This window comes from Erysipelothrix sp. HDW6A, assembly GCF_011400295.1.
Taxonomy (GTDB): domain Bacteria; phylum Bacillota_I; class Bacilli_A; order Erysipelotrichales; family Erysipelotrichaceae; genus Erysipelothrix.
Genome location: NZ_CP049859.1, coordinates 2,011,340 through 2,037,172, shown reverse-complemented (window position 1 = coordinate 2,037,172; position 25,833 = coordinate 2,011,340). Strand labels below are relative to the sequence as shown.

The window sequence follows — 25,833 nt, the reverse complement described above, 5'->3', positions numbered from 1 at the left end:
GAATACATTAAAAATTCCATATTACTGACAACAATAGTACGATTCCAATTATTAATAGAAGCAAGTCTGATTTATTCTTTAATAAAAAGAAATCATAGAGGCTTTTTAATATACACCAAATTCCTGCGAGAATTCCCAGTTCATCGATGATAACTCTTTGCTTAATAAATAGAAAGAAAAGAAAAGTTAATACCATTGACAATAAAATGATTATGTCACTTGTTTTTTGATTACTTAGTTTCTTTAAATAATTATCCAATTTACTGTTTTTCATTTTAATAATCCTCCTTAAATTATTATACCATCTGTTTGTAAACTATAATAGTCTTTTAAATTTAGTTCCTAAGTACTATAATGAAGTTGAAAAAGTTGCGCAACAGATTCTCAGCAAATTATACTAGACAATCTAAAATTAAATTGTTTAAGAAAAGGAGACAATATGAAAAAATTTGTTGTGTTTTCACTGATTTTAACACTGCTATTTACTCTAAGCCCATTACCTATATCAGCTGAAGAAAATAATAAACCTGATACTATCGTAGAAGTTAACGGGGATACAGAAATCACTTACCTCATAACCACTAATGGAGATAAAGAGTGGTTATCTGAAAAAAGAGTCTCTGAAATGTGTGGGTATACAGATGACGATTATGATGTACAAGAAATTTCTCCACGATATTCTGGTTATTGGATTATAGTATGTAGAGGAAATGTTGATTATAAATTAAATTATCCATTGATTGATAGTTTAATAGCTATTTATGGATTCGCTACTGCATTTGCGAGCGCTAATATACCTACTATGGCTATTTCTGCTTATCGATTCTATGAGGTTAATAAACCAGAGAGAGTTTTTGGAGTTGAGTATGCACAAGTTAAATCACAACCCATTGACGTGCTTAAAAGAGAGAAGAGAAATGAATATGTGTGGCATAGTAACAGTAGTAGGAATAATGTGGTTGGAAGAGAATTTTCATACGGATATGTTAAAGCAGATGGACCTTGGAAGTGTCCAGCAGGGTATGTAGATTTACAGTAATGAAACACTAAAATGAATTAAAAAGGATCTTCGAGGAACTTTTAGAAAATAAAGTGTAAGCATCGAGGAAGTTTGAGATGTTAGCTTCGAAGAAGATTGAGATTTTAAGGGATAATTATTAAAGTTATCCCTTTTTCTTTTGGTTAATACAATATATAATTCTACGCCTTAAATGATCAAAGTTTCTATAACCAGCTGCATTATAAATAAGAAGTTTAATTGTTTTGTTTCGTGATTCTATAGGCCCATTTGATATCCTTCTTTTTTTTTATTCAAGTAAAGGAATTGAGGATTTCTAGTTTCCATTTATTAAGGGTTCTTCCTACCTTAGCTACCTCTGCATTTGGGTGAGAAGAAAATGAATTAATGATTACCTCAAATTGAACTTCGATTAGTTCTTTATCTTTGAGTCGATTAAATACAATGTATGTTTCTTTGAGATCATAAATTTCTTTAATAATGGGGTTGATATTGAAAAGAAGTTCTCTTACCTTTAGTAAGTAAATATAGTAACCGAATTTGCGACTATATTCTTGTTTGAACCAATCAATAGAGTCACCGTTCTTAAGTAAGAGGAAACGTTTATGCTTAAGTAAGTAGTATTCGTCTGAATCTTTATCGAATCCTTTCATAATTGCTTTAAGCTGCTTATTAAACATCTCATTAATGAGTTGGATAACGTGAAAAGAATCGATGCATAGTCGTGCTTGCGTAAAGTAAGTACCTTTCATCGTTCGATATCCTTCAAACATATCTGAGCTAACATATTCAACACTATCAAGTGCCTCTTTAGAGAACTTTTGAAAGTATGAGTGAAGTGAATCTTTAGTTCTGCCATAAATAATATCAACAATATCATTAGTTTCAAAATTCAATAATACCGCAACATACTTCTTTATTGAGTTCCTCCCTAAATAGACTTCATCAATACAGAGAACGCGAGGTAAAACGGGTTCGTACTCAGGTAGGTTTTTATAAAAAGTATCCATAACTGTTTTGTCAGAAATCGTTAATAGTTCAGCTGCTTTTCTAAAAGTGATATGAGGATCTTTAAGTAGTTCCATAATTTGAATATAAGTAGATAATGATTTCTTCTGGTATTTGGCTACAAGATGACATGGTTCATTAAAGGTATGTTCACAAAGAGGACATCTATATCGTTTCTGTCTATAGTGAACAATACATTTCTTTCCAATAAATATTCCATGGTTAATAACTCTTGTATATTGATTGAGAACTTTATGAGTGAGATGAGAACATTTAGGACATATATATTGCTTCCTTTTTAAAGACAATTCAACACATAAATCTTCACCTAAACGATGACAAGATAAAGACTCAATGTCTTCTTCTTTTAAGTTTAATAATTCTATGATAGCATTATTCATGGCAAGGCCTCCTATTATTTTCGACGAAATAATCATAGAGGCTTTGTCTTTTTTTAACAATCTCAAAGTTCTTCGAAGCTAACAAAAAAGAAACTTGAAAAAATCTCAAACTTCCTCGAAGGTCGTACAAATCTCAAACTTCCTCGAATACTCATTAAAAATTGAATTTTAGAAAAGAAGGAGGACTTTGGCAATCCTTCTTTTTTGTTATAAAAACTTATTTTTTAATAGATGTAAATATTGATTTTTTAAAACCATATTAAAGTTACACTCATAAAAAATACATTAATGTATTTACAAATTAAAAAAGCACAAATTTAGACTGGGTTTTTGTTTCTCATATATTTTGTGTAAATAGTTTTCTTATAAACTTATTTAACGATACTAACATTTCTTATTGAATCCCAGGGCAATGGTAATTCGCCAATATAAAGGTTAGACTCATCTGCAAAACCTTCAAACTTACCAATGATACTATCATGATAATGACTGTATTCATCTTTATCATTTAATTGAATGGATAGTGTTTTAGACTTTAAGAAAGCAAATTGAAGAACATTATCAATGTCGTGGCGGGTCATTTGTGGAAGTTCTTTAACATTTCTATTTGCGATTCTTTTGTTTTTCTCTATTGATTGAGTAAGTTCGTCAAGTGCAAAAGCAGTTCCCCATTTTAATCCAAAAGGACGATCATGATAATCATTGTAATCTATAAATTCTTTCTTAGTTCTTCTTTTTTTCATCGTCATCTTCCTTTCCTTCAATACCACTCATGCCACCAGCGTGTCCACCAACGAGTGAGCTTCGTTCGATTGCTCGTCCACCCTTAAGCATACTGCTTGCATAGACAAGTTTAGTAAAGCCGTATTTTTTTCTAATGGTATCGACGACTTCACTAAAATCATCTTCCTTTTCTAAGGACTCTGCGCTCTCGAAAAGGTTAAGCTGCTGTGTGCTAGGGTCTTCTAACTTCGTACAATTTACCCCGATATTTCTAACGACCTGGACATCATAATATTTATTAAAGATTTCAAGCAATGCTTCGTTGATTTTCCTACTACTATTTGTGGCATCAATGGTAACTTGTTTACTAAAACCTGTCTTACCATCTTCATCGATATAGCTCAGAGAGTAGCCAACCCAAAGACCAATACATCGTGTCTTTTTGTTTTCTTTGCGAAGACGACTTGCTACTTGATCTCCCATCTCTCGTATTACAATCTCAATTTCATCCTTGTTAGTATAATCTCTGTTTAATACCTGAGAGTTGCCAATTGATTTTGATTTAGGAGTATAGGTTTCACCAAGAAATGTTCGATCTATTCCCCAAGCATGGGCATAAAGTTGCGCACCCATTATACCCATCACTTTCTTTAACTTATAGTAATTTGAATGTGCTAAATCTTTAATCGAATATATATTGAGAGCGTTTAGGCGCTTCTTAGTACGACTACCGATACCCCAAAAATCGGTAAGCTCAGGAATGTTCCATACCTTTGATTCGATATCCTCATAACGCCATTCTGCTTTCATATTCTTATTATATTTTGATTCATTATCGAGTGCGAGTTTAGCTAGTAGTGGATTGTCACCAATGCCCACTGTCGTATAGATTCCAGTCTCTTTAAATACTTTAGTTTGAATAATCCGTGCAAGTTCAAAAGCGCTGGAGCAATTGAAATAAGAAAGTGATTCCGTTACATCGAGGAACGTCTCATCAACTGAGTATACGGATATATTTGAATCATCCACGAATGTACGATAGATGCTATTGATCTCTCGTTGCTTTTTCATATATAGATTCATTCGTGGTGGTGCTATAACTAAATCTTCTGGGTAGGGAAAGGGTAAGTCTCTAGCACGACTTACGTTAGAAATGCCATAGGCTTTTTTGGCTTCTGGACTTGAGGCAAGAATGAGTCCACTACCACGCTCTTTTTCATTATCACTAGGATAACTCATAACTACGAGTTTAACCTTAAGAGGGTCAAGTCCACGTTCTACCGCTTCGCATGAAGCATAAAAACTTTTGCAGTCAATGCAGAGGATGTCTCTTCTGGGTTCTTTATCATAATCAAATACTAATGAACTTTCATACATACTTATCACCTTATACCATTATTATACATCAAGTAGTGGACATTATAAGACACATACTAATAAAAAGGATATGCGGAAATACACCGCATTTCCCTATTGTAAGATTGAATCGAGGGATTCAATCTTTTTAAAAAAAAATATACTCTTAGCTTTGCCACCCGTACCTTACCACTTGCCGTTACGATTGCAAAATTCGTAAATTTTTATTAAAAAAAGTAAGGCGCTTTTTTGAATAAAATTTTACTCTCAAGCTCCATTCCATCACTGATTCATTCGCTGCGCTCATCCTACACCCGCACTCGTGCGACTTTCGGTCAGTGATTCCATTGCGTTTTGCATTCTTCACTTTCCAAGTGGTGCGGATTGGGTGGCAAAGGAATAAAAACCTAAAGCCTAGAAAGCAAAGCGAAAAACGCTTGTAAGGTGGTATGTTATGGGTCAATACTATAAACCAATGTCATTAGATAGTAAGGAGTTTCTTGTTTCGTTTGATTATGGATGTGGCTTAAAACTCATGGAACATTCTTACTATTATAATCCTATGGTCGTGGAAGTGTTACTACTTTTAATGAAAGAGTGGAACGGTAATCAAGTGGTATGGAGTGGCGATTATTCTGATAAGTCTGATGAAGAGTGGAATGAGAATATATTCTCTAAAATTAACCCACAGTCTTTTGATTATGTAACTGAAATCCAAGCAAAAGGTATTATTTTTGAACATAGTGAACTAAGTGATAAAGGCTATGAAAACTTGAAAGATAAAGTCAAGGAACTAACGTCATCTCATGTTTTCGTGAATTATGACAAAAAAGAGTATTGTCATTTAGATTGTTGTAGAGAAAACGAAGGAGGCTTTCGTATTTCGCCAATACCTTTATTACTATGTAATTCAAATGGTCGTGGTGGTGGGGACTATTTCTCAGACTATGATAGTGATTGTGTAGGTTCATGGGCTTATGACAAAGTAGGTGTTATAGGAATTGAAAAAGTGAGCAATGACTATACATTAAGACAATATGATTTCTATGAAAAATGGTAGTGAGCAAATTTGCTCACTACCCATGAACTACAAATATAAAATAAAGAGTTTGTTGAATATGAATAAAAAAGCATTAGCAATCTTCAATAACTATTCAAATATAACAAATGATGATGTTTCAACACTGATTAATACATTATTTGAAAATGGAGTTATTGATTATTCCGAGAAATTAGAGTTATGGTGTGATTTGATAGTTACATACGAATTAAAAGCTATGTTGGAGTTTGATTATTTAGGTAATGGCATGTTGTCTGAACTGGACATTGTAAATATATTGGGGCGATTAGGACTAAAATTATAAAGGAGTTTGTATGCAAATAAAAAATCAATTTGTAGGAATTATAAATGATGAAGAAGTAGATAATCAAGCAATCTACACAACTGTTTCATGGCTTAATGATGTCTACTGTGAAATGATAAAAGATAAGAATGGACTACCAGATTATCTACTTAAAAGAATATATGATGTTATTAATTGGTGGTGGTATAAATATGAATATGCCAATCTTCAAGAATTGGAAAGTAATACATATTCATTGAGCGAAGATTGTGAATGCTTGCAACTTGCTTGCGAATATTATAATGGAGTGTTTGATGAAGTAAATCAATCAATAAAGAAATATGTAAGGAGCGTAATATGAGTTACGAAAAGTGAAGTCATTAACGTTTAATCATAAAGAAAAAGCAATCATTATTTATGCTTGTTCAAATAATGTTTCCCCTAAACACTATGAAAGGTACGTTGTAGCATTTGATAATGAAAATGATTTTCTATATGAAGTTGAGGGATATTTTTATTCAATGATAAGTGGCTCATTACAGTTTTTACCTAGTTGTAAATCAAAATCAAAACGAGCTTATGATAAAGTATTGCAATATCTATATGATACCTATAAGGCGTGTCCTATGGACTTGTGGGGGACATGGGAAACTGGTTATAAGTTTTCAGAACTAAAACAAGAAAAGATTAGAAAAGAATTATTTGCTATCTTTCTTGATAGCCTTAAATAAGGAGTCCATATAAAAAAATATAAGTTAACAGTTGTAGTTAAGGAAACCTTTGAAAAATATGTTGATGTTGTTGTTTGTGCAGAAGATATTAATGACGCATATCTACTTGCAAAAGATAAAGTCAATGAAGAATTATTACAATGCAAAATGTGTTCACAAGATTATGATACTCATGATACGGAAATATACATTGCTTAATTTGAAAAAACATTGAGTTCAAAATGACAGTTCAATCTTAAAAACTATGAAAGGAGCATTTTAATGACACAATTAGAAAGTGAGTTTTATCATACGATGATATGGGTTATGCGTGATATTCTACAAGAATTAATTAATCTTAATGAAAATATTGAACAGTTAAAACTAAAGGAGCAAAAAGAAAATGAGTAAAAAATTTATTGATGATTTTGTAAAGTTGCCAGTTAGTAAAATGGCTCAAAAAATGAGTGATATGACTTATCTACATGAAAATACAGAAGTACCCAAGTCACATTATCAAAAAATACTTCAGCAAGAAGTATTAGAAATGATGGCTCAAGATAGCACTATGGAATGTGTGTTATTAAACGCAATATTAGGACAATTACAATCACTTCAAAAAGAAAGTCCTAAGTTATTTCTTAAAGCATTAATATGTATGGAAAAGGGAATAAAAATTGATAATATGAATAATCGTATATTTGATAGTTTAGAGATTACATATCAAGAGTATCAAAATCAAAATGAAATACTTCATCAAGATATAAGTGAGTGCTACGATTATCAGTACGAAAACCATGGAGTATCAGAAGAAGATTGGAACGATAAGTATTTATCGTGATTGAATGTATTCTAAAGTATCTAAATGAAGAATGTACAACCCTTTCATCCTCTATGATGAAAGGGAGTGTACTTGATTATATTAATGATAGTCTAAAGGTACATGGTCTTGTAGTGATATCTTCATTAATACCTAATGAAAGCTACTATGTTTACAACCTATTTGTAAACGGGACTACTTATATCATTAATCAAAATAAAAAGACATATCAATTTACCAAAGGAGTATAGCATGGAAAGAGAGTTTAAGGTTACTATTTCAATTATTGAAACGATAGAAATTATAGAAGAAGTATTTATAACAACTGAATATGAAGAAGATGCAGAAATGCTTGCTTGTCTTAAAGTAACTGAAAAATATCAAAATGAAGAATTAGTATTGAGAGCAGAAGATAGTATTGATACCGAAATCATGGTGAACAGTGTAGAAGAAGTATATTGAAAGCCGTGAGCAAATTTGCTCACGGCATATTATTTAATCTACGTGGGTAAAAAATCGCGGGGGTCACCTAGGCAAAAATCTTAACGAGCCACCACTATAAAGATCACTCACTTTGTTCGTTTATAACGGGCTGTTCGCCACGTTATACTTTATAGCGGCAGCTCTAATTTTTGCCTAGACGACCCCATGCGTAAAATCACTTACAAAAATGCTATAATATTATTAAGAGGTGATGTATATGAAAAGCAGGTTTAATATTTCAATTATTCTGAATATAGTCACAATAATCCTAAGTCTTATTTTAATGGGGCTTGTTATTCTTGGTAATTTTGAGAATAACAACCAAATCAATTTAGTACTTTCGATAATTATAATAATATCATCATCATTTAGACTATATTTTACAAGCAAAGAAAGAAAAGAAATAGAGGATATTGATTAAAAGAGGAAAGGTAAAACATGAAGCAATATAAAATTAAAGTAGAACTAATAGGATTAGATGAATCGTGCTATCGAGTAATTGTTGTTGATGAAAATCTAACCATGAATGATTTACACACAGTAATTCAAACAGCAATGGGGTGGAATAACTCTCATTTATATGAGTTTGTAACACCAGAAGGAATAAGAATTGTCGGGTATATGGATGATGATGTTTCTAATGAAGTAGACGCTACTAAACTAACGATTAGTGATGTTTATACAAATACTAATAAACTAACATACATCTACGATTTTGGCGACTGGTGGGAACATAATATAGAGATTAAGGAATAAAAAAAACAATATGATGATCCAGCAATCGCAATCGAAGCAGTAGGCGTTTGTCCGCCAGATGATGTTGGAGGTATACCAGGATATCAAGATTTTATAGAGAAATTAAAAAATGGAACAGAAGAAGAAAAGCTAGAATTAATTAATTGGTTAGGGTATATAGAATACGTTCCTTTAGATACAAAATCATTGATGATAATTAATACGAAGCTAAGAGAATTAGTTTCATATGAAGAAAGTGATGATGCATTAAGAAGTTGAAAAAAGTCGTGAGAAAATTTGCTCACGCTTTTCTTTTCAATTTCTATCCTTATTATATACAAAGTATGATAAGATAAGCGATGGAGATAACTATATAAAATACAAGATTTTTTGAAGTGTGGACTGTCAACACTTAAACGGACAATATTTATAGTTATACAGTTAAAGCGTACTCAACTGGGGATCTGTACCCTAACGAAGAATGTAATCGTTCATTATTGTACCACCAGATGTGTCCTCCTAATTCTCTTTCTAATTCTTCTAGTGTATTAAATTTGTTTTGGTAAATAAATTCAAATTTCAAACTTTTAAAATTAGCTTCAGCCACTGCATTATCATAGGGGTTCCTTTATGACTTAAGGAACGGTTGATGTCAAATGCGGATAAGAGACTATCAATTTGTTTATTAATGAACTCTTTTCCTCTATCTGTGTGGAATAAGCCTATACGCGATAAGTCATGCTTGATACTGCTAAATGCTTTATATACAAGTGTGGCGTTCTTATGAGGGCCAACACTATTACCAATAATTTCTCTGTTATGAAGATCCATTATTGTACACACATAATTCCAATGCTTTCCTACACGGACATAGGTTAAGTCACTCACGATAGCTTCTAATGGATTGCGATTATTAAATTCTCGATCAAGTTCATTCTTAATTGGTGCTTCATTGACTTCTGTAAGATATACCTTATATTTGGCTTTCGTATAAACCGATACAAGCCCTTCATTAGCCATTATATGACCAATTCTTCGTCTTGATACTGTATATCCTTTAGTGTCTAATTCAGCTTTAATTCTTCGCGTACCGTATGTCATCTTACTATCTCTAAAGATGGCTTTTACTGTTTCTGTTAACGGTTCTTTTGATTGAGTATTTTCTTTATAGTTGTAGTAATGTGATCGACTTATATTTAGAATTTTACACATTGCGCTGATAGGATATTTATTTTTATTCTGACTAATTATTTTGACTTTCGTCCCATAATCAGCGCTGCTTGCTTTAAAATATCATTTTCCATTTCAAGTTGTTGATTACGTTTACGAAGTTCGATCAATTCATTTTCTTCAGGCGTACGATTATCCTTCTCTTTAAAAGAACCTGTAGATTCATGTTGCCTAATCCAACGATCTAACGTAGCGGCGTGTATATCATATTCTCTAAGAATCTCCGTTTTCTTTTTACCACCTAAATACAAGTTTACAATTTGTGTTTTAAACTCTTCATTAAATTTGCGTCGAGCTCTTCGTGCCATAGTGGATACCTTCTTTCTTTATTACATCTTATCAAACAATTTTTGTTTGTCGTGATATAACTAATTTATTTGTCCACTAAAGTGTAGCCCATCCAGTGTGTTTTTATCTATTTGTATTATTTGAATAAAACTAAAGATATTTAATTAGTAGATACTTCATTGTCAATTTTTCAGGGACAATTTTTTTTTAATTTCTCATCTTTTCAATGTCATTAATCAATTATTAGATTGTCAACACTTTGATAGATAATAATTATTTGACTTATAGAATTCCTTTCCTTTTGTAATCAACCAAGTATCTAAGCCTGGAAAGCAAACTTTGATGATTATGAAACCGGACTTATCCTGTAAACTGTTGATTCGATAATTTGATATTATCCAAATTTTAAAGTAGGAGCAAATACTTCAATTATCAAAATGCTTATATTATGTATTAATTAAGCGAAATCTCTAGTATAATATATACATAATAGAAAGGGACAATTATGAAAAAGAAAACAATTTCGTGGTTTACAGTTATTTTTTGCTTCTTTGGTAGTTTTTTAGTGCCTATCAAAGCCGATGAAGTTGGTGCATCAGAGAAGTATATTATAACTAATGATGATACTGGAGAAGAAATCGGAAGATTTGGACGATTTGATGAAACATTTCTTGCTGTAGGAAAACTTGGAAAGGGAAAATATACAGTAACACTATATGAAGATGACCTTGATATGGGGTCATGGGGCGGAATAACGTATGGCCACCAAGTTACCCTAAAATCATCCAACGAGGGACCATTTACAATTTATAATAGAAGAGAGAGTAATCAGACAAATACACAACGCCATTTTTCACAAGTAGCTGGGGATTTAATTCTTGAGAATATTATCCTTGATGGTGGTGGAGTAGGTGGTGGTATGTTTGTCATGCCTTTTAATGCAACCATGCCTTCCTCGGTGACACTTAATGACGGTGCAATAATTCAAAACTGCGTAGGAGTATTGAGTGATGCAAGTGCTATTCGTACTATTGGAGACAATGCAACCGTCATCATGAATGGTGGTGCAGTTAGAAACAATATTGCCTCTAAAAATGGTGGTGGAATTAGTATTTCTGATGGAAACACATTTGTCATGAATGGTGGTACTATTTCAGGAAATATCGCACAAAGTGGTAGTGGAGGTGGTGTGTTGTCTGCTGGAACTTTTATCATGAATGGTGGTACCATTGAGAATAATAAAGCACCCAATCAATACGGTGGTGGATTTGCAGTAACATCATCCAGTGATTTTGAGTTTAATGGTGGTACTATTAAAAATAATGAGGCAAATCAAGGTGGTGGTGTTTATATTGAAAAAAACGCTAACAATAAATCATACACAATGAAAAATGCCAATCTATTAGATAATACATCAGTAAAAAGTTCTGGAGGATTATATACTGCTAATCCGCTTACTATTTTGGATAGTGTGTTTATTGGAAACAAGACAGAAAATACTGGTGGTGGAATTGCTGCTTATGCACCTGTAACCGTAAAGAACTCAACGTTTAAAGATAATACAGCAAACGAAGGTGGAGGACTCTTTACACGTTATACAGTGAGTGATAATTCGGAAGTTGAATACTCTACGTTTGAAAATAATAGTGCAAAATTTGGTGGAGCTATTGAAAATTGGAATGTCCCACTAGATGTTAAGAATTCGTCGTTTAAAGAGAATTATGCTGCTTCAAATGGAGGTGCTATCTATGTATTTAATCTTGGGAAAGCAAACCTGTATAGCTCGAGATTTGAAAAAAATGTTGCCGAAAAGCTAGGTGGTGCAATATATACTTATGATTTAGATTATAATGATCCAGTTGATGTAAAGAAATACCAAAATGTTGTATTAGACGATGAAAACTATTTTGATAATAATGTCTCAATTGCTGGTTTATTTCAGCCTCCTGTTAATGCTGATGAACTAACCAACCTTAAGTTCAGTAATACTTCTATTACAGGTGTAACTACCAGTGCGAAGCCTCACATCTTAAATAATTACGACATTAACTTCGTTAATGAAGAACCTATTTCAATCTTTAAATTAACGTATGATGCTAATGGGGGAAATGGATCTTTCGTGGAATCAGTTGCATCTAATGTTGATGTCAAGATAAAAACAAATACTGAAGTAAGTATTTCAAGAGATAATTATGAATATATCGAGTGGAATACCCAAGCTGATGGCAAAGGGACAGCATTTAATCCTCGAGACACATTTATGTTAACAGAAGATATTACATTATATGCACAGTGGAAAAAAAATGAAGAACCAGTCAAAAAATATACTGTAATGTATACAGATGGAGTTGAAGGCGAAGAGGTGTTTTCCGATCAAGTTTATCCAAATCTAGTTGAAAACAGTTCTACTCCAATATTCCAAGGAACACCAACACGAGAAGGTTATACCTTTGAAGGATGGTTACCAGAAGTATCGTCAACAGTAACAGGAAATGCAACCTATGTTGCACAGTGGAAAAAAAATGAAGAACCAGTCAAAAAATATACTGTAATGTATACAGATGGAGTTGAAGGCGAAGAGGTGTTTTCCGATCAAGTTTATCCAAATCTAGTTGAAAACAGTTCTACTCCAATATTCCAAGGAACACCAACACGAGAAGGTTATACCTTTGAAGGATGGTTACCAAAAGTATCGTCAACAGTAACAGGAAATGCAACCTATGTTGCACAGTGGAAAAAAAATGAAGAACCAGTCAAAAAATATACTGTAATGTATACAGATGGAGTTGAAGGCGAAGAGGTGTTTTCCGATCAAGTTTATCCAAATCTAGTTGAAAACAGTTCTACTCCAATATTCCAAGGAACACCAACACGAGAAGGTTATACCTTTGAAGGATGGTTACCAAAAGTATCGTCAACAGTAACAGGAAATGCAACCTATGTTGCACAGTGGAAGAAAATTGTTGAACCGACTATACCAGTAGAACCTACAAATCCAGTTGATCCTGAGAAGCCAACCCTTCCAGCAACTGGAGTGTCAGAGAGTTATCTTGGATTATGGGCTGCAACTCTTGGGGACTGTTACTAAGTTTAGAAATAATATTCGATAAAAAGAGAAAATTAACTAATAAATAAAACGTTTCTAAAGTGAGTCATACAGTATGACTCATTTTTTTATGAAGAATTGTATAAACTTAGTTTTAATGTACTTATTTTGCTACTAAACAAGTAATTTTGAATTGAAATCAACATCCTTGGTAACCAGATGGTGAATTATTCTTAATAGTTTCCTAACTGCATGACCATTAGCACAACGATGTGATTTTCCTTGTGATCGTTTAAGGTTGTAATATGATAGAAATGTTGGATTATTGTGAATAACTGGAAGAATAACTTGATATAACACTCTTCTTAAATAGGGGTTTCCATGTTTTGTTATAGAAGTGTGTGGAGACTTATAGATTCCAGATTCACTAACATAAGGATTAACACCGGCGTAGGAAATTAGTTGACTCGCAGTTGGAAACAAATTAATATCCCTGAACTCAGAAAGAATCGACATTCCAGAAAAATGAGAAATACCTGGTATTGTCACTATAGGTGAATTAAGTTGTAAACTGTATTCCTCAATTATCTTTTTCAATTCTATACATTGTTCTTTGATTAATTCAATTACAGAAATGAGGTATTTAATTTGATACTCAGATGCACCATTGTGTTCACCTACACTTCTTGTTGCTGCTGCTTTTAACTCTTCTGCAGTTAGAGATATTTTGTTTCCTTGTATTTTCATGTTAAAAATCTTTCTGATGCTCCTGATGTCAGTATTCGAAATTACAAAAGCACTACTCAATTCTTTAAGGATTCGGTTGTATATTATCCCATACTTTGTTTTAAAAAGAGAGTTAAATTCAGGAAAGACAAGGTCGATTTCCTTTTGCAATCTGTTTTTATAAACGTTTAGGTCCTTTTTCATGTCATGTACTCGTCTTGTTAGATGCTTAAGTTGACGCAGGGCATAGTTTTCTTTGGTCATAATACGATAGTCTTTTTTATCGAGAAGGACTTTTGTAATTAATATCGCATCTTGTTTATCTGTCTTAACTGACTTTAATTTGCCTTTACGTCGTTCCATTGTTGTTTTAGGATTAATAAGTGCAATTTTGAAATTATTTTTTAAAAGGAAAAAAATTAAATTGTCTCCATAATGTCCTGAGTCTTCAATTCCTATAAGAGCACTTTTTATTGAGCATAGAGATGATTTAAGTTTACTAAATCCCTCAATATTGTTTTTAAAGAAAAATGGTTCAACAACAAATTCTCCTGTATCATGATTAATAGCACATGCGCAATGTTCAAACTTTGCAATATCTATACCAATAGTAATCAAAATTTCATCATCCTTTCTCTTATGCTGTGTAATGTGTCAATCCCACTTTCAAAGTATATTAGAACCTGGTAAATCTGAATTCAAAGACTCATCAAACTAATTGCTAATTTAATACAAAGAAGTGGCGAGATTCTCCACAAGGTAGTCAAGCTACAAGGTATCTGTGCAAGTACACATCCACAATTTAATTATAAAGAAAACAAAAGCACCTAGACATAAATTGGTATAATTAACAATGAACTGATGAGTCATTTATAATATACCAGGTATCTATTTGATATTCTTCATTACTTGCTTTGTAGGACAAACAGCAATAACTGCCCCTAGAAAGGCAGGAAACTCGAGTGCAAGAGCTAATCTTAGTTCTTCTACTCATGGTGATACTGGTTAGACTATTACTTGATAAGTAGTAACTAACTCATCACTATATCCTACAAAGCAAACAAAAAGGCAGATGTTGACGCATCTGCCTTTTCCTTTGGACTCATCACCATGTCCTACATTGGTATTATAACACAAGATGTAATCTATTTTACATGAAAGTTTCTAAACGCCTATACATCTTAACTTACATTATTTAAGTCGATGGATTGTTTCTTTGGTATAATGACCTTGCTTAAGCAAGCAGTGGAGCGCTCCTACTTAATCATAGAAAGTAGGAATTTTAAATGATTTCAAACAAAAGAAGTATTGCTGTATACTGTCGTGTTTCGACAGACGACCAAGCGGAAAAAGGATACAATCTAAGGGAACAAGAAAAACGGATAGATCAGTATATTAAGGCTTATGATGATGAGTTCAAAGAAGAGGTAATTAAATATATTGATGATGGTTTCTCTGCGAAGAATCTTAAGCGAAGAGAAATGTCTATGTTGCTACAAGATATACAAGACGGTTTAATAAGTAAGGTAGTTATTCATAACCTTGATCGACTAACAAGAAGCATGAAAGACTTAATTACTCTTATCGAGTTATTTGAAGAATATGATGTTCAACTGTTCAGCTTAAAGGAAAAGATTGATACAAAAACAGCAATAGGAAGGTTCTTTGTCAGTTTCATAATTTTAATGGCACAATGGGAACGTGAAGCTATTAGTGAACGTACAATAAGAGCATTAGACCAGTCTGCATTTGAAGGGAACTGGGTTCATGGAAAACCACCTTTTGGCTATGATTTAATAGACAAAAAATTAATGATTAATGAAAATGAAGCAATAATGGTAGAGGAAATCTATAACCAGTATTATTTTAAGGAATTAGCAATTAATGCTATCTTTCATTTTATGAGATGCAATCATAATACATTTAATTTTGATTGGACTTATGACAGGATAAAGATTGTGCTAAACAATGAAATATATACAGGGACATATAGAAACAAGAGAATCGCTATTGAAGATCACAGTCCCGCAATTGTTTCTAAAGAAATGTTTCAGAATGTTCAACAGATGTTCCTTCATAAGAATAGACGTAACAAATACCAATATACCTATAAAGGAAAATGTTATGATATTTCTGGAAAGAAGTTAGTTGCTGACTCAACCAAAAAGGAAACTAAAAGTTATAAGTATTACGTAAACATTAAAAGCAAACTAAGAATCAATGAAGAGATAATTGATGAAGAAATGACCTTCTTTATGAATAAGTATATTGAAGAGGTTGCTAGACTAGCCTGCAAAGCAATAATAAATAATCTTAAGAAAAAAGATATGAGTTTTCATGAACTCAAACACCTATATGATATTGGAATAATAAAACTAGATTACTATATATCTGAGAAGGAAAGAATTAAGTCAGGTATTACTAGGACTGAGGAAAAAGTAACAGAAATACTAAATGGAATAGTATACTGGGAAGACATGTCAGAAACTGAAAAAATGATCTTAGTAAAAAGAGTTGTTAAAAGGATAACAATAGACTTAAAAACACAAACAGTAAAAAAAGTTGAGTTTATTGAATGAAAACCTTTACTTTTCTCGACTAACTGTTATAATATAGATAACAAATGAACACTGGTGTACCCAAACAAGCACCCCATCAAGACCATAAACTACCTCGGTAGTTCGGGAGTCTCGGGGTCGGGGCACCATTGACACATAAGCTAAACTTCCTAGAAATAGGAAGTTTTTTGTTCTTCTTCTTTGAATTGTTGGATTTTAGAGACCAATATTCATAGCGTAATATCAAGTCAAGCTTTCTTGCAAGACTAGGATGTCATTTCTAATGATAGAACTAAAGCATTATCTTTTTAGATAATAGAAATATTTTGAAAAACAAAAAATTGTAAAGGAATAAGTATTTAGATATAATTAGTAAGTATGAAAACATAAGAAATTTGGAGGATTTTAGTGATGGAAACAATTGTGCGCCCATTTGCTCAGTTTATTGGCACTATATTTATGTGGCTCCTTGGAAACATTCATAATCATGGACTTACATTGATTGCACTGAGTATTGTTATCAATCTAATTTTACTGCCTTTTTACCATATTGCTGAGAAAATTGAACAGAAAGAGAAACGAGTTCAGGAAGCAATGAAGCCTAAACTTGACGAATTTAAAAGTATCTATAAAGGTTATGAATTATATTTATATACGAATAATGTTTATCGTATGCACAATTATCATCCAGCATATGTATTGCGTGGATTAGTCAGTTTATTAATTCAAATCCCATTCTTCATGGGAGCGTATGCCTTTTTATCAAATTATGCTGGTTTTGAAGGAGTTTCCTTTCTATTTCTATCAAATTTAGCAATTCCTGACGGATTGTTAAAACTAGGGACTTTATCCATTAATGTATTACCATTTGTAATGACAGCAATTAATTTATCGTCTGGTTATATCTATGCGATAGATTCCTCTCGTAGTGAAAAGATCACAATAGTAGTCATTGCAGTATTCTTTTTAGTGGTTCTCTATAATTCTCCAGCGAGTCTTCTGGTCTACTGGACATGTAACAACATCTTCAGTCTAATTAAGACCATTATTTATGCAAAAATTGATGAGAAGAAAGGGGGAATCACGGCGTGATAATTGCTTATATTGATCCTGGAACAGGGAGTATGTTGATATCCGCAACGATAGCAATGGTGTCAGTAGGTTTCTTTATGTTAAAGGGATTTATCTATCGAAAATTTAGTATTGGGGGAGATAAGGGTGAAGTCCTTGATCCTTCAAGAAAATTTGGTCTAGTGTTTTACTCAGAAGGTCGTCAATATTGGAATGTATTTAAACCACTCCTAGAAGAATGCAGTAGTCGTGGTTTAGAAACCACATACTTTACCAGTGATAAATCTGATCCTGGCCTTACAGAAGAAATTAAAGGTATGGAAGCTATTTATATTGGTACAGGCCGAGAGGCATACTTTAACCTCAATCGTCTCAACGCGGATCTTGTGGTTATGACTACGCCTGGGTTAGATGTTCTTGAAATTAAACGTAGTTCCAATGTAAAACACTATTGTAAGATTTCCCATGCAACAGGTAGTATAAATAGTTATAAAGCCTTCTCCGTTGATTACTTTGATAGTGTGATGATTGGTGGTGAAGGAGATAAACATGTTATTCGAGAATTAGAAGAACTTCGAAACCTTCCAAATAAAAAAATTGAAATCATAGGTAATACTTATCTAGATGTTTCACGTAAAGAATTAGCACAAAGGAAAACTGAAACTAACTTTTTTAAAGATAAACGTCCAACGATACTTATTTCACCAACATGGGGAGATCATGCCTTCTCAGAAAATACGGACATAAAATCTTAACCCAACTGGAATCGGTTGATTTATATAATGTAATAATTAGGCCACATCCCCAATCATTTATTTCAGATACAGAATTAATGAAAGAGTTATTAGAGAAATTTCCAGAAAATAAACACCGTGTTTGGAATAGAGATGCTTCTAATCTAGAATCATTAGCTCAAGCTGATTTGATGATTAGTGATTTCTCGGGAATCATTTTTGACTTTAATGCTTTATTTAATAAACCTATTCTGACAATTCATAGTCAATTTGAAAAACGTGGTCGTGAAGCAATGGATTTAAAAGACACCTCTTGGGATATTAAACTTCTAGATGTAATTGGTAAGACTGTTTATGATGAGGATGTTGATCATATTACAGATGTCGTCGCTGAAATGCTACAAAGTAGTTCACGTTCATCCCTATCACAACAGGCTTCAAATGCTTTTAATATGTATCCTGGAGAAGCTGGCAAGCGTGGTGTTGATTTCTTGGTTTCATTACTTAAAGAAATTAAGGAAGAACCTGAATATGTCGATGATAATGAAGCGAGCGATATAGTTCACGTTCTCAATCGTGATTTCACCTTCAATTCATATGCGAAAAGCAACCAAGATTCATGGTTTACACGTTCGCTCAAAGCAATTTTCAATCCAGCAATGCTCATTCAAATTATGTTAGGGGTTGTTTTGCTTATTGGCTATAGTTTTATTGCCAGACGCTTAATACCAACCGAAGGTCACACAACTGAATTTCTAGGACGAATAATGCCTTTAATTGTCGGTGTCCTGCTTTTACTTGGCTTACTTGTAACTGCTCTAACATGGTTTAAGGAAAAGGGTAAAACAAGATTTACCAAAGAAAAAGAGTCGCTTGATTTCAAAGACTTCTTATTCATTGCATTCCCTTTAACACCTATTGTTCAATACTTATTTGCAAATCAAGATATTCTATCATTAGAAGGATCAATTAAAATATTTGCTTTCTTCTTCTTAATAGCAACGCTACTCGTTGTACTAATTCCTTGGATACTCAGTCCATTTATAGCGAAAACAGTTAGTGTTTCCATTGGCTTGTCCTTTGCCTTTATTATTAATAATATGGCAAGCTTTGGACGTATAACACCCATACGTGAAATCTTATTGATACTGATTGCTTTGTGTGTTGCGATATTCTTTATATTGTTTTACCAAAAGAAAATGCTCATTATTATTGTTGCTATGGCTTTCTTCATTACAAGTCTTGTAACATCTGTATCAAAGCATTTGTCAGGAGTTAGTCAGCATGCGTTTGAGACTGATTATAATGGTCGAGTTGCAGCAGAAACAAAAGGAATGTCTTTAAAGCACAGCCCAGATATCTATCTTCTAATTTATGATGCATATGAAAATCAAGAAACAATGAATACTTATGGAATAGATAATGACGCTCAATATGACTATCTCTTAGATCAAGGATTTGCTATTTATGATGGTACATATTCAGTTGCACCAAGTTCTCTTTCGTCAATGTCACGTGTGGTAAATCCTGATATTTTCCCAGATGGAAGCATCGAAGCGCGAAGAATTCTTTCCGGGTCAGCATCTGTAGTTCAAAAGTTACAGAGTATTGGTTACTATACTCGATCCATCCACAGTAGTGATTATTATACTAAGGGATACCATCCGACCTTTAGCGAATATTTCCCAAGCGAATCACTTTCGATTGCACCAGAAGTCATCATCGGAAAGGCAATCTTAGAAGGTGAGTTCCGTTTTGATACAGAATTCTCAAATGTTGATTATAACGAGTACCAAGCTATTCGAAGCAATGCGCTGACACATCATCTTGATCAACCAGAATTCATGTATTCTCATGAAGATCTTCCTGGTCATACCACGAATGCAGGTTTCTTAACCCAAGCTGATTTTGATCTTCATGTGGAGCACCTTGCTGAAGCTAACACGCAAATGCGCAAAGATATTGAAGCACTCAATCTTCCAGGACGTGATGCGATTGTAATCATTGCAGGAGATCATGGTCCTTATCTTACAAAGAATGGGGGACCACTTGACGGTCGCGTTGATATTTCAGAGATTGACCAACTTGATGTACAAGATCGCTACGGTGCTTTCCTAGCGATATCTTGGCCAGATCAAGACACGGCAACTCGTTTTGAAATTAAGACTATTCAGGATGTTATGCCAGCCATATTAGCATACATGTATGATGATAATAGTTTGTACGACAAGCTTCGTATTGAGCCAAATACTTTATTCACTGAAACTACTTCTGGGGTAGAGGTTATTGATGGTATCATCCACGGAGGTATCGATGATGGTAAACCACTCTTTAAAGTTCGTGGAGTACGGGTTCAAAAACCAACAGAGTAGTATATAAACGATTAGCTTCCTAAAAAACTTCCTTGAAATGGGAAGTTTTTGTTTTCTATATTCATATCGTTCAATGTTGTCTTTCTTGAGTTATTGCCATACAATAAAAATGACTGATTACTTACTGAGTTGGTTTGTGGTTATATGTGTTTATAGTCTCGTTGGAGAAGGAAACTTAGATATTAAAAATGGTTACCAATATATATGAAGGAGAGGCGTATGACAACTAAAGATATAAATGAATTATTAAGGAATACTATCTTGATAGGAGCTCTAGGAGATGCCATGGGTTATCAAGTAGAGTTTATGAGTGAATCTGAAATTGACTCTTTCTTTAGTAATAAGGTAACTTTTGAGAAAATGACAAATCAACCTTTGATAGTTTCCGATGATACACAAATGTCACTCTACACACTAGAAGGAATATATAATGATAAGCGTGATCCAGTGAATTCAATCTATCAATGTTACATAGACTGGGGATGGACTCAGTTATATTCAATTAATAACAATATTGCTATACTACATCCAGACGTGAGTAAATTAGCACGTCTTCCAATAATGAGACAAGCACATGCTCCGGGAAGAACATGCATGGACGCACTAATGTTTGGTGAAATGGGAACGTTTTCTTCAAGAATCAACAATAGTAAAGGAAATGGTGGTGTTATGAGACTAGCACCTTTGGCGGTATACTATGCTTTGAATAGTGACTTAACAGAACACCAAATCGCAATGTTAGGGGTGGATGTATCGTGTATAACACATGGCCATGACTTAAGTATTATTGCATCATATCACTTCGTATACCTATTAGCATGTCTTGCGAGAAATGAGAATGTAGTCTTAGAAGAATGGATTCTTATTTCATTGAACGAGACAGTAAATCAATTCTCGAATTTTTGTGAAATATTAGATTACAAACGTCTAATTGAAAAGAGTATTCGTTTAGCACGAGAAGATTCGATTAATGATCGATATGCAATCAGCCAAATTGGTGAAGGATGGGTAGCTGAAGAAACATTAGCAATTGCACTATACTGTTCAATAAAGTATACAAGCAACCTGGAAGGTGCACTACTATCCAGTGTTAATCATAATGGAGATAGTGATTCTACAGGTATACTAACAGGAAATATACTAGGGATACTTCTTGAGAACTTAGATAGTTATTTATCAATACTAAAACGTATAGATCTTTATGATGTTATAACTTCGTTGGTGGAATAATTTATATATAAAATAGGACATGAGATTCTAGTAAAACAGAAACAGTACTGATGAGTTAATCATCCAACCTACCGTATTTAACTAATAGATTTATGATAAAATTTCAGCAAAAGACTTTTGTTGAAAATTAAATAATTTGGTATATACCACATATGTTTGTGATTTTCCATTAACAATGCACAAAGTTGTTCTAAAAATGAACTAAAGTTTCAATAATATTAGAAATATAATGAAATCTGCTAACATTCTTGATATTTCGTTAAACATTATAATGTTATAATGAATTCGAAAGGGGGAAGTTGTTATGGAAAAAATAACCAACTTCATAGAGAATCACATTGCACCACCATTGATGAAATTTGCTCAGCTTAAATATGTTCGTATCATCCAACGAACATTCATATCAATGACAGGGTTGCTAATTATTGGTTCTTTGTTCTTATTATTTGCGCAATTACCAATACCTGCTTATCAGGACTTCATTGGAAAATTTGCAAGCGTGTTTACATCTGCATCAGGTGTTGCAACTGGGATAATTTCAGTTTTAGCGGTAGTAGCATCCGCAATCGCAACAATTGAATACTATAACGCGATTGATGAATTCAAACTTGACTACTTTGGTCCAGTATTAATTGCAGTTGCTAGCTTTTTCTTAATTAATCCTGCAATTACTGTTGAAACTGTTGTAGAAGGTGGTACAGGGTCGTTCAAAGGATTTGCTGCCGGAGCATTCGGAGCAACAGGTATTTTCACTGGACTTATTGTATCAATTGCTTCAATAGAAATATTTAGATACTTGATGAAGCGAAACATGACATTGAAAATGCCAGCTGGAGTCCCTCCAATGGTTACACAAGCATTTGCAGCTCTGATTCCTGGATTTGTTGTTGTAACATTCTGGTGGATTATTCGCTTTGTGTTTAACTTTGATTTATCTGCAACAATAATGGGGCTCTTTGAACCACTTATTAGTGTTGGTGACACATCAGTATCCGTGTTCTTAGCAACATTTATGAACCGACTATTATGGTCTGTCGGTATTCATGGTGGTACTGTTGTTAACGCAGTTGGTCGTCCAATTTGGGAAGCAATGAATGCAGCAAACCTTGAGGCATCGGTTCTCGGTACTGCTATACCATATCGTTTCTCCGGTATTTTTATGGATAACTATATTTGGATTGGACTCGCTCCATTGGCTTTATTATTGGTAACTTCCAAATCTAAACGACTAAAAGCATTGGGACTACTAGCGCTTCCAGCAGCTTTATTTAATATTGGTGAGCCATTAATGTTTGGTCTTCCGCTTGTACTTAACCCACTATTTATGATTCCATTTATCCTTTCTTATCTTGTAATAGCGGTTTTTGCGGTTGTGGGTGTAACTACAGGAATTCTACCAGTACCTATCCTTAATATTCCTTGGATAACACCAGCGCCAATTAGAACTCTACTCGCTACTAATGGTAACTTTATTGCGATGGTATATGTTCTGTTGATGTGGCTATTCTTAGCTCTTGTGTTCTATCCGTTCGTTAAAATATTGGAACGACAAGACTTAGAAAAAGAAGCTGAGGCAGAAGCATTAGAAGAAATAAGTGAGGTCGTATAATGTTCGGTATATCAACATACATCCAAGACCTTGATTATAGTTATATTGAGCAAGCAACAAAATTAGGAGCAAAATTTCTCTTTTCTTCTTTACATATCCCAGAAGAAAACTACGATTCAGTAGGAGAAATTATTCCTAGCCTATTAAAAAAATGTAAAGAAATAGGTCTAATATATGTTCCCGATGTATCACCTAGAACATTTGAAAAGTTGGGAATAGAAAATAATGACTATAGTAAATTGAAAGAGATTGGTATATCAGCACTAAGACTAGATCATACTGTCGAAGATTTCAGTTTGTTAGCAGAATTGATGAATGATTTCACAATTTTCTTGAATGCCAGTACTGTTACTAGGGAATATTTAGATAATGCAATAGAAAGTGGAATTGATGTTACAAAAATGTATGCTATGCATAACTTTTATCCAAAAACAGATACAGCTTTGGATGAAGTATATTTTGATAACATGAATCAAATTTTTAAGGAATATAGAGTTCGTGTTATGGCGTTTGTAGTTGGTGATAAACTTAAACGCTTCCCCTTATATGAAGGACTTCCAACTCTAGAGTCCCATCGAGACATGGATCCCTATATTGCAACAATTGATATGGTAAAAACATATGGTGTTGATGATGTCGTGATTGGTGATAGTGAGGCTTCAATGGATACTTTATCGTATATTTCAGAATATATGTATAAAGGAATTGTGACAGTTCCGGTTGCAATTGAGAACTCGGAATTAATTGATTTGGGAAGAGAATATGGAATACGCCGAGATCTTGCTAAGAATGTTGTGCGCCTAGCAGTGCCTCGACAAATTGGTATTAAACCTTCTAGAAATAATTCTCGCTACAGAGGTGCTATTACAATTGAGAACATATTAGCACAAAGATACTGTGGAGAGATTCAAATAATAAAAAGAAATTTGGAATTTCAATCTAGTAGTAATGTGATTGGTGAAATACCTAGAAAATATTTGGATATCGTTGATTTTATTGACGAAAATACTAGGATAGTATTTCATAAATGTGATTGATTTTTTATATAACATGTATACGAAAAAGACGATTTGGATGAAAATCGTCTTTTTTTGTGTGAAACATGATTTTATAAATAAGTTTTACTAAAAGTAAAGTATCTTAAATAGAGCCAACAAACTTGGTGCTAATCTTGAAGGATTATAATTAAAAACATTAATTTTTTGGAACAATTAATTTGATAAATAATCACTATGATAGCACTAATAATAGATAATAATCCAGCAGAAAAAATAGATTGAACTTAAACTCCAGATTGAGCTGTAATGCTGGTTACATATTAATATAGTTGTGCATGGATACTTTCCTAGTTTTGGAAATTAGTACTTCGAATGGTACTGTTCTTTTGCTTATTTTAAAATGAAAATTACGCACATATTAGTATTGAAAAGTCTATTATAATTTCCACAATATTACAATATTCATATTTCGTACCACTTCATTTTCATCGTATAAAACAGTGCATTTTGCCGTATTTATAAGTGTTTAAGTACGGAAAATATAAGAATCAACTCATGGTTGTGAGAAATTTTTCTGTTTTAAAAAATGTACACAGTAAAGTCTTAGCAAACTAAATTACTAGTTCTATTAAAGAACGTGTCAATTAATAAAGTGGTAATACTGAAAAAGTTGACAATTGTCAGAAAATTGAAAAAAGATAAAATAGTTAGTAAGGAGGATTTATGAAAATATCACCATCAATAGCGTCATCAAATCTATTAAAAATTGGAGAAGAAATTGAGAGAATAGGAAATAGCTATGACACTCTACATGTAGATATAGAGGATGGTAATTTCGTGCCAAATATTACTTTTGGGTTCGACATGCTTGACCATCTAAATGAATATTCTCCAAAACCTTTTTCTATACACCTTATGGTTTGTAGGCCAGAGGACTATATTCTTAAACTTTCTCAGTACAATTGTGAATATATATTTATTCATACTGGATCAACAAAATATATTAGAAAAGTTTTACAAATGATCAAAAAAAATGGAATTAAGGCAGGTATTGCACTAAACCCTGCAGACACAATTGATCATTTACTTTATCTAGTTGAAGATGTTGATGCAATACTCGTTATGACATCTGAACCAGATATGAGAAACAACGCTTTTGAGATGAAACTACTGTCCAAAATTGAATCAATTGTTAAAAAAACAAATGTTGAAGTTTGGTGTGATGGTGGTATTGGACAGCAAGAAATGATTAAACTAGAAAAACTAGGGGTGTATTGCTGTGTGGTTGGTAGATCATTATTTAAGCAAGAAGATCCAACTATATTTATTGAAAAAATGAATATACTATAACTTATCTGAGTCGTATAATTTATT

The 25,833-nt window shown here is 33.0% G+C and carries 22 protein-coding genes and 2 pseudogenes; 18 read left to right on the top strand and 6 right to left on the bottom strand.

Annotated elements, in window-relative coordinates:
• The first annotated feature begins 439 nt into the window (after positions 1 to 439).
• Positions 440 to 1,039, top strand: a complete 600-nt coding sequence (locus G7059_RS10360) for a hypothetical protein (protein ID WP_166082032.1) — start codon at positions 440 to 442, stop codon at positions 1,037 to 1,039.
• A 124-nt stretch (positions 1,040 to 1,163) separates the two neighbouring features.
• Here the strand turns inward: G7059_RS10360 and G7059_RS10715 are convergent, their stop codons facing one another.
• From G7059_RS10715 to G7059_RS10340, 4 genes are all read right to left on the bottom strand, one after another.
• Positions 1,164 to 1,295, bottom strand: a complete 132-nt coding sequence (locus G7059_RS10715; protein WP_166082115.1) for a transposase — start codon at positions 1,293 to 1,295, stop codon at positions 1,164 to 1,166.
• 16 nt (positions 1,296 to 1,311) lie between these two features.
• Entirely contained in the window at positions 1,312 to 2,427 is a 1,116-nt protein-coding gene (locus G7059_RS10350; RefSeq protein ID WP_166082031.1) for an ISL3 family transposase, read from the bottom strand.
• 371 nt (positions 2,428 to 2,798) lie between these two features.
• Positions 2,799 to 3,170, bottom strand: a complete 372-nt coding sequence (locus tag G7059_RS10345) for a hypothetical protein (protein WP_166082030.1) — start codon at positions 3,168 to 3,170, stop codon at positions 2,799 to 2,801.
• The gene (locus tag G7059_RS10340) at positions 3,151 to 4,527 is read right to left on the bottom strand and encodes a Y-family DNA polymerase (RefSeq protein WP_166082029.1); all 1,377 of its coding nucleotides are present in this window, start codon (positions 4,525 to 4,527) and stop codon (positions 3,151 to 3,153) included. The genes G7059_RS10345 and G7059_RS10340 overlap by 20 nt, the downstream gene beginning before the upstream one ends.
• A gap of 433 nt (positions 4,528 to 4,960) precedes the next feature.
• On the opposite strand from G7059_RS10340, the gene G7059_RS10335 reads away from it, so the two are divergent.
• From G7059_RS10335 to G7059_RS10305, 8 genes and pseudogenes are all read left to right on the top strand, one after another.
• Complete coding sequence (locus tag G7059_RS10335) at positions 4,961 to 5,566, top strand: hypothetical protein (RefSeq protein WP_166082028.1); 606 nt, start codon at positions 4,961 to 4,963, stop codon at positions 5,564 to 5,566.
• 58 nt (positions 5,567 to 5,624) lie between these two features.
• Positions 5,625 to 5,870, top strand: coding sequence for a hypothetical protein (locus G7059_RS10330; protein WP_166082026.1), 246 nt, complete (start codon positions 5,625 to 5,627; stop codon positions 5,868 to 5,870).
• 10 nt (positions 5,871 to 5,880) lie between these two features.
• Positions 5,881 to 6,210, top strand: coding sequence for a hypothetical protein (locus G7059_RS10325; protein ID WP_166082025.1), 330 nt, complete (start codon positions 5,881 to 5,883; stop codon positions 6,208 to 6,210).
• A 10-nt stretch (positions 6,211 to 6,220) separates the two neighbouring features.
• The gene (locus tag G7059_RS10320) at positions 6,221 to 6,580 is read left to right on the top strand and encodes a hypothetical protein (protein ID WP_166082024.1); all 360 of its coding nucleotides are present in this window, start codon (positions 6,221 to 6,223) and stop codon (positions 6,578 to 6,580) included.
• 261 nt (positions 6,581 to 6,841) lie between these two features.
• The gene (locus G7059_RS10605) at positions 6,842 to 6,970 is read left to right on the top strand and encodes a hypothetical protein (RefSeq protein WP_255489629.1); all 129 of its coding nucleotides are present in this window, start codon (positions 6,842 to 6,844) and stop codon (positions 6,968 to 6,970) included.
• Positions 6,963 to 7,400, top strand: a complete 438-nt coding sequence (locus G7059_RS10315; protein ID WP_166082023.1) for a hypothetical protein — start codon at positions 6,963 to 6,965, stop codon at positions 7,398 to 7,400. Before G7059_RS10605 ends, G7059_RS10315 begins: the two co-directional genes overlap by 8 nt.
• 231 nt (positions 7,401 to 7,631) lie before the next feature.
• Positions 7,632 to 7,841, top strand: coding sequence for a hypothetical protein (locus tag G7059_RS10310; RefSeq protein ID WP_166082022.1), 210 nt, complete (start codon positions 7,632 to 7,634; stop codon positions 7,839 to 7,841).
• A 459-nt stretch (positions 7,842 to 8,300) separates the two neighbouring features.
• A pseudogene (locus G7059_RS10305) lies at positions 8,301 to 8,876 on the top strand (plasmid pRiA4b ORF-3 family protein).
• 154 nt (positions 8,877 to 9,030) lie between these two features.
• Here the strand turns inward: G7059_RS10305 and G7059_RS10300 are convergent.
• Positions 9,031 to 10,135: pseudogene (locus G7059_RS10300) on the bottom strand (IS3 family transposase).
• A gap of 485 nt (positions 10,136 to 10,620) precedes the next feature.
• Between G7059_RS10300 and G7059_RS10295 the strand changes: the two are divergent.
• Entirely contained in the window at positions 10,621 to 13,203 is a 2,583-nt protein-coding gene (locus tag G7059_RS10295) for an InlB B-repeat-containing protein (protein WP_166082021.1), read from the top strand.
• A 132-nt stretch (positions 13,204 to 13,335) separates the two neighbouring features.
• Here G7059_RS10295 and G7059_RS10290 read toward each other — a convergent pair whose 3' ends face one another.
• Positions 13,336 to 14,505 carry an IS110 family transposase gene (locus G7059_RS10290; protein ID WP_166082020.1) on the bottom strand — a complete coding sequence of 390 codons (1,170 nt, stop codon included), beginning with the start codon at positions 14,503 to 14,505 and terminating at the stop codon, positions 13,336 to 13,338.
• A gap of 668 nt (positions 14,506 to 15,173) precedes the next feature.
• On the opposite strand from G7059_RS10290, the gene G7059_RS10285 reads away from it, so the two are divergent.
• The 8 genes from G7059_RS10285 to G7059_RS10250 all read left to right on the top strand — a co-directional run bounded on the left by G7059_RS10285 (position 15,174) and on the right by G7059_RS10250 (position 25,809).
• Positions 15,174 to 16,466, top strand: coding sequence for a recombinase family protein (locus G7059_RS10285; RefSeq protein ID WP_166082019.1), 1,293 nt, complete (start codon positions 15,174 to 15,176; stop codon positions 16,464 to 16,466).
• Positions 16,467 to 16,856: 390 nt separating this feature from the next.
• A complete protein-coding gene (locus tag G7059_RS10280; RefSeq protein WP_166082018.1) occupies positions 16,857 to 17,537 on the top strand; it encodes a membrane protein insertase YidC in 681 nt (226 codons plus the stop codon).
• A complete protein-coding gene (locus G7059_RS10275) occupies positions 17,534 to 18,271 on the top strand; it encodes a hypothetical protein (protein ID WP_166082017.1) in 738 nt (245 codons plus the stop codon). Before G7059_RS10280 ends, G7059_RS10275 begins: the two co-directional genes overlap by 4 nt.
• Entirely contained in the window at positions 18,226 to 20,622 is a 2,397-nt protein-coding gene (locus G7059_RS10270; protein ID WP_166082016.1) for a CDP-glycerol glycerophosphotransferase family protein, read from the top strand. Before G7059_RS10275 ends, G7059_RS10270 begins: the two co-directional genes overlap by 46 nt.
• 219 nt (positions 20,623 to 20,841) lie before the next feature.
• Positions 20,842 to 21,852 (top strand): ADP-ribosylglycohydrolase family protein, encoded by a 1,011-nt coding sequence (locus G7059_RS10265; protein WP_166082015.1) that lies wholly within the window; start codon positions 20,842 to 20,844, stop codon positions 21,850 to 21,852.
• A gap of 304 nt (positions 21,853 to 22,156) precedes the next feature.
• Positions 22,157 to 23,461 (top strand): PTS sugar transporter subunit IIC, encoded by a 1,305-nt coding sequence (locus G7059_RS10260; RefSeq protein ID WP_166082014.1) that lies wholly within the window; start codon positions 22,157 to 22,159, stop codon positions 23,459 to 23,461.
• The gene (locus G7059_RS10255; RefSeq protein ID WP_166082012.1) at positions 23,461 to 24,498 is read left to right on the top strand and encodes a MupG family TIM beta-alpha barrel fold protein; all 1,038 of its coding nucleotides are present in this window, start codon (positions 23,461 to 23,463) and stop codon (positions 24,496 to 24,498) included. The genes G7059_RS10260 and G7059_RS10255 overlap by 1 nt, the downstream gene beginning before the upstream one ends.
• Before the next feature lie 684 nt (positions 24,499 to 25,182).
• Entirely contained in the window at positions 25,183 to 25,809 is a 627-nt protein-coding gene (locus tag G7059_RS10250) for a ribulose-phosphate 3-epimerase (RefSeq protein ID WP_166082011.1), read from the top strand.
• Positions 25,810 to 25,833 lie beyond the last annotated feature (24 nt).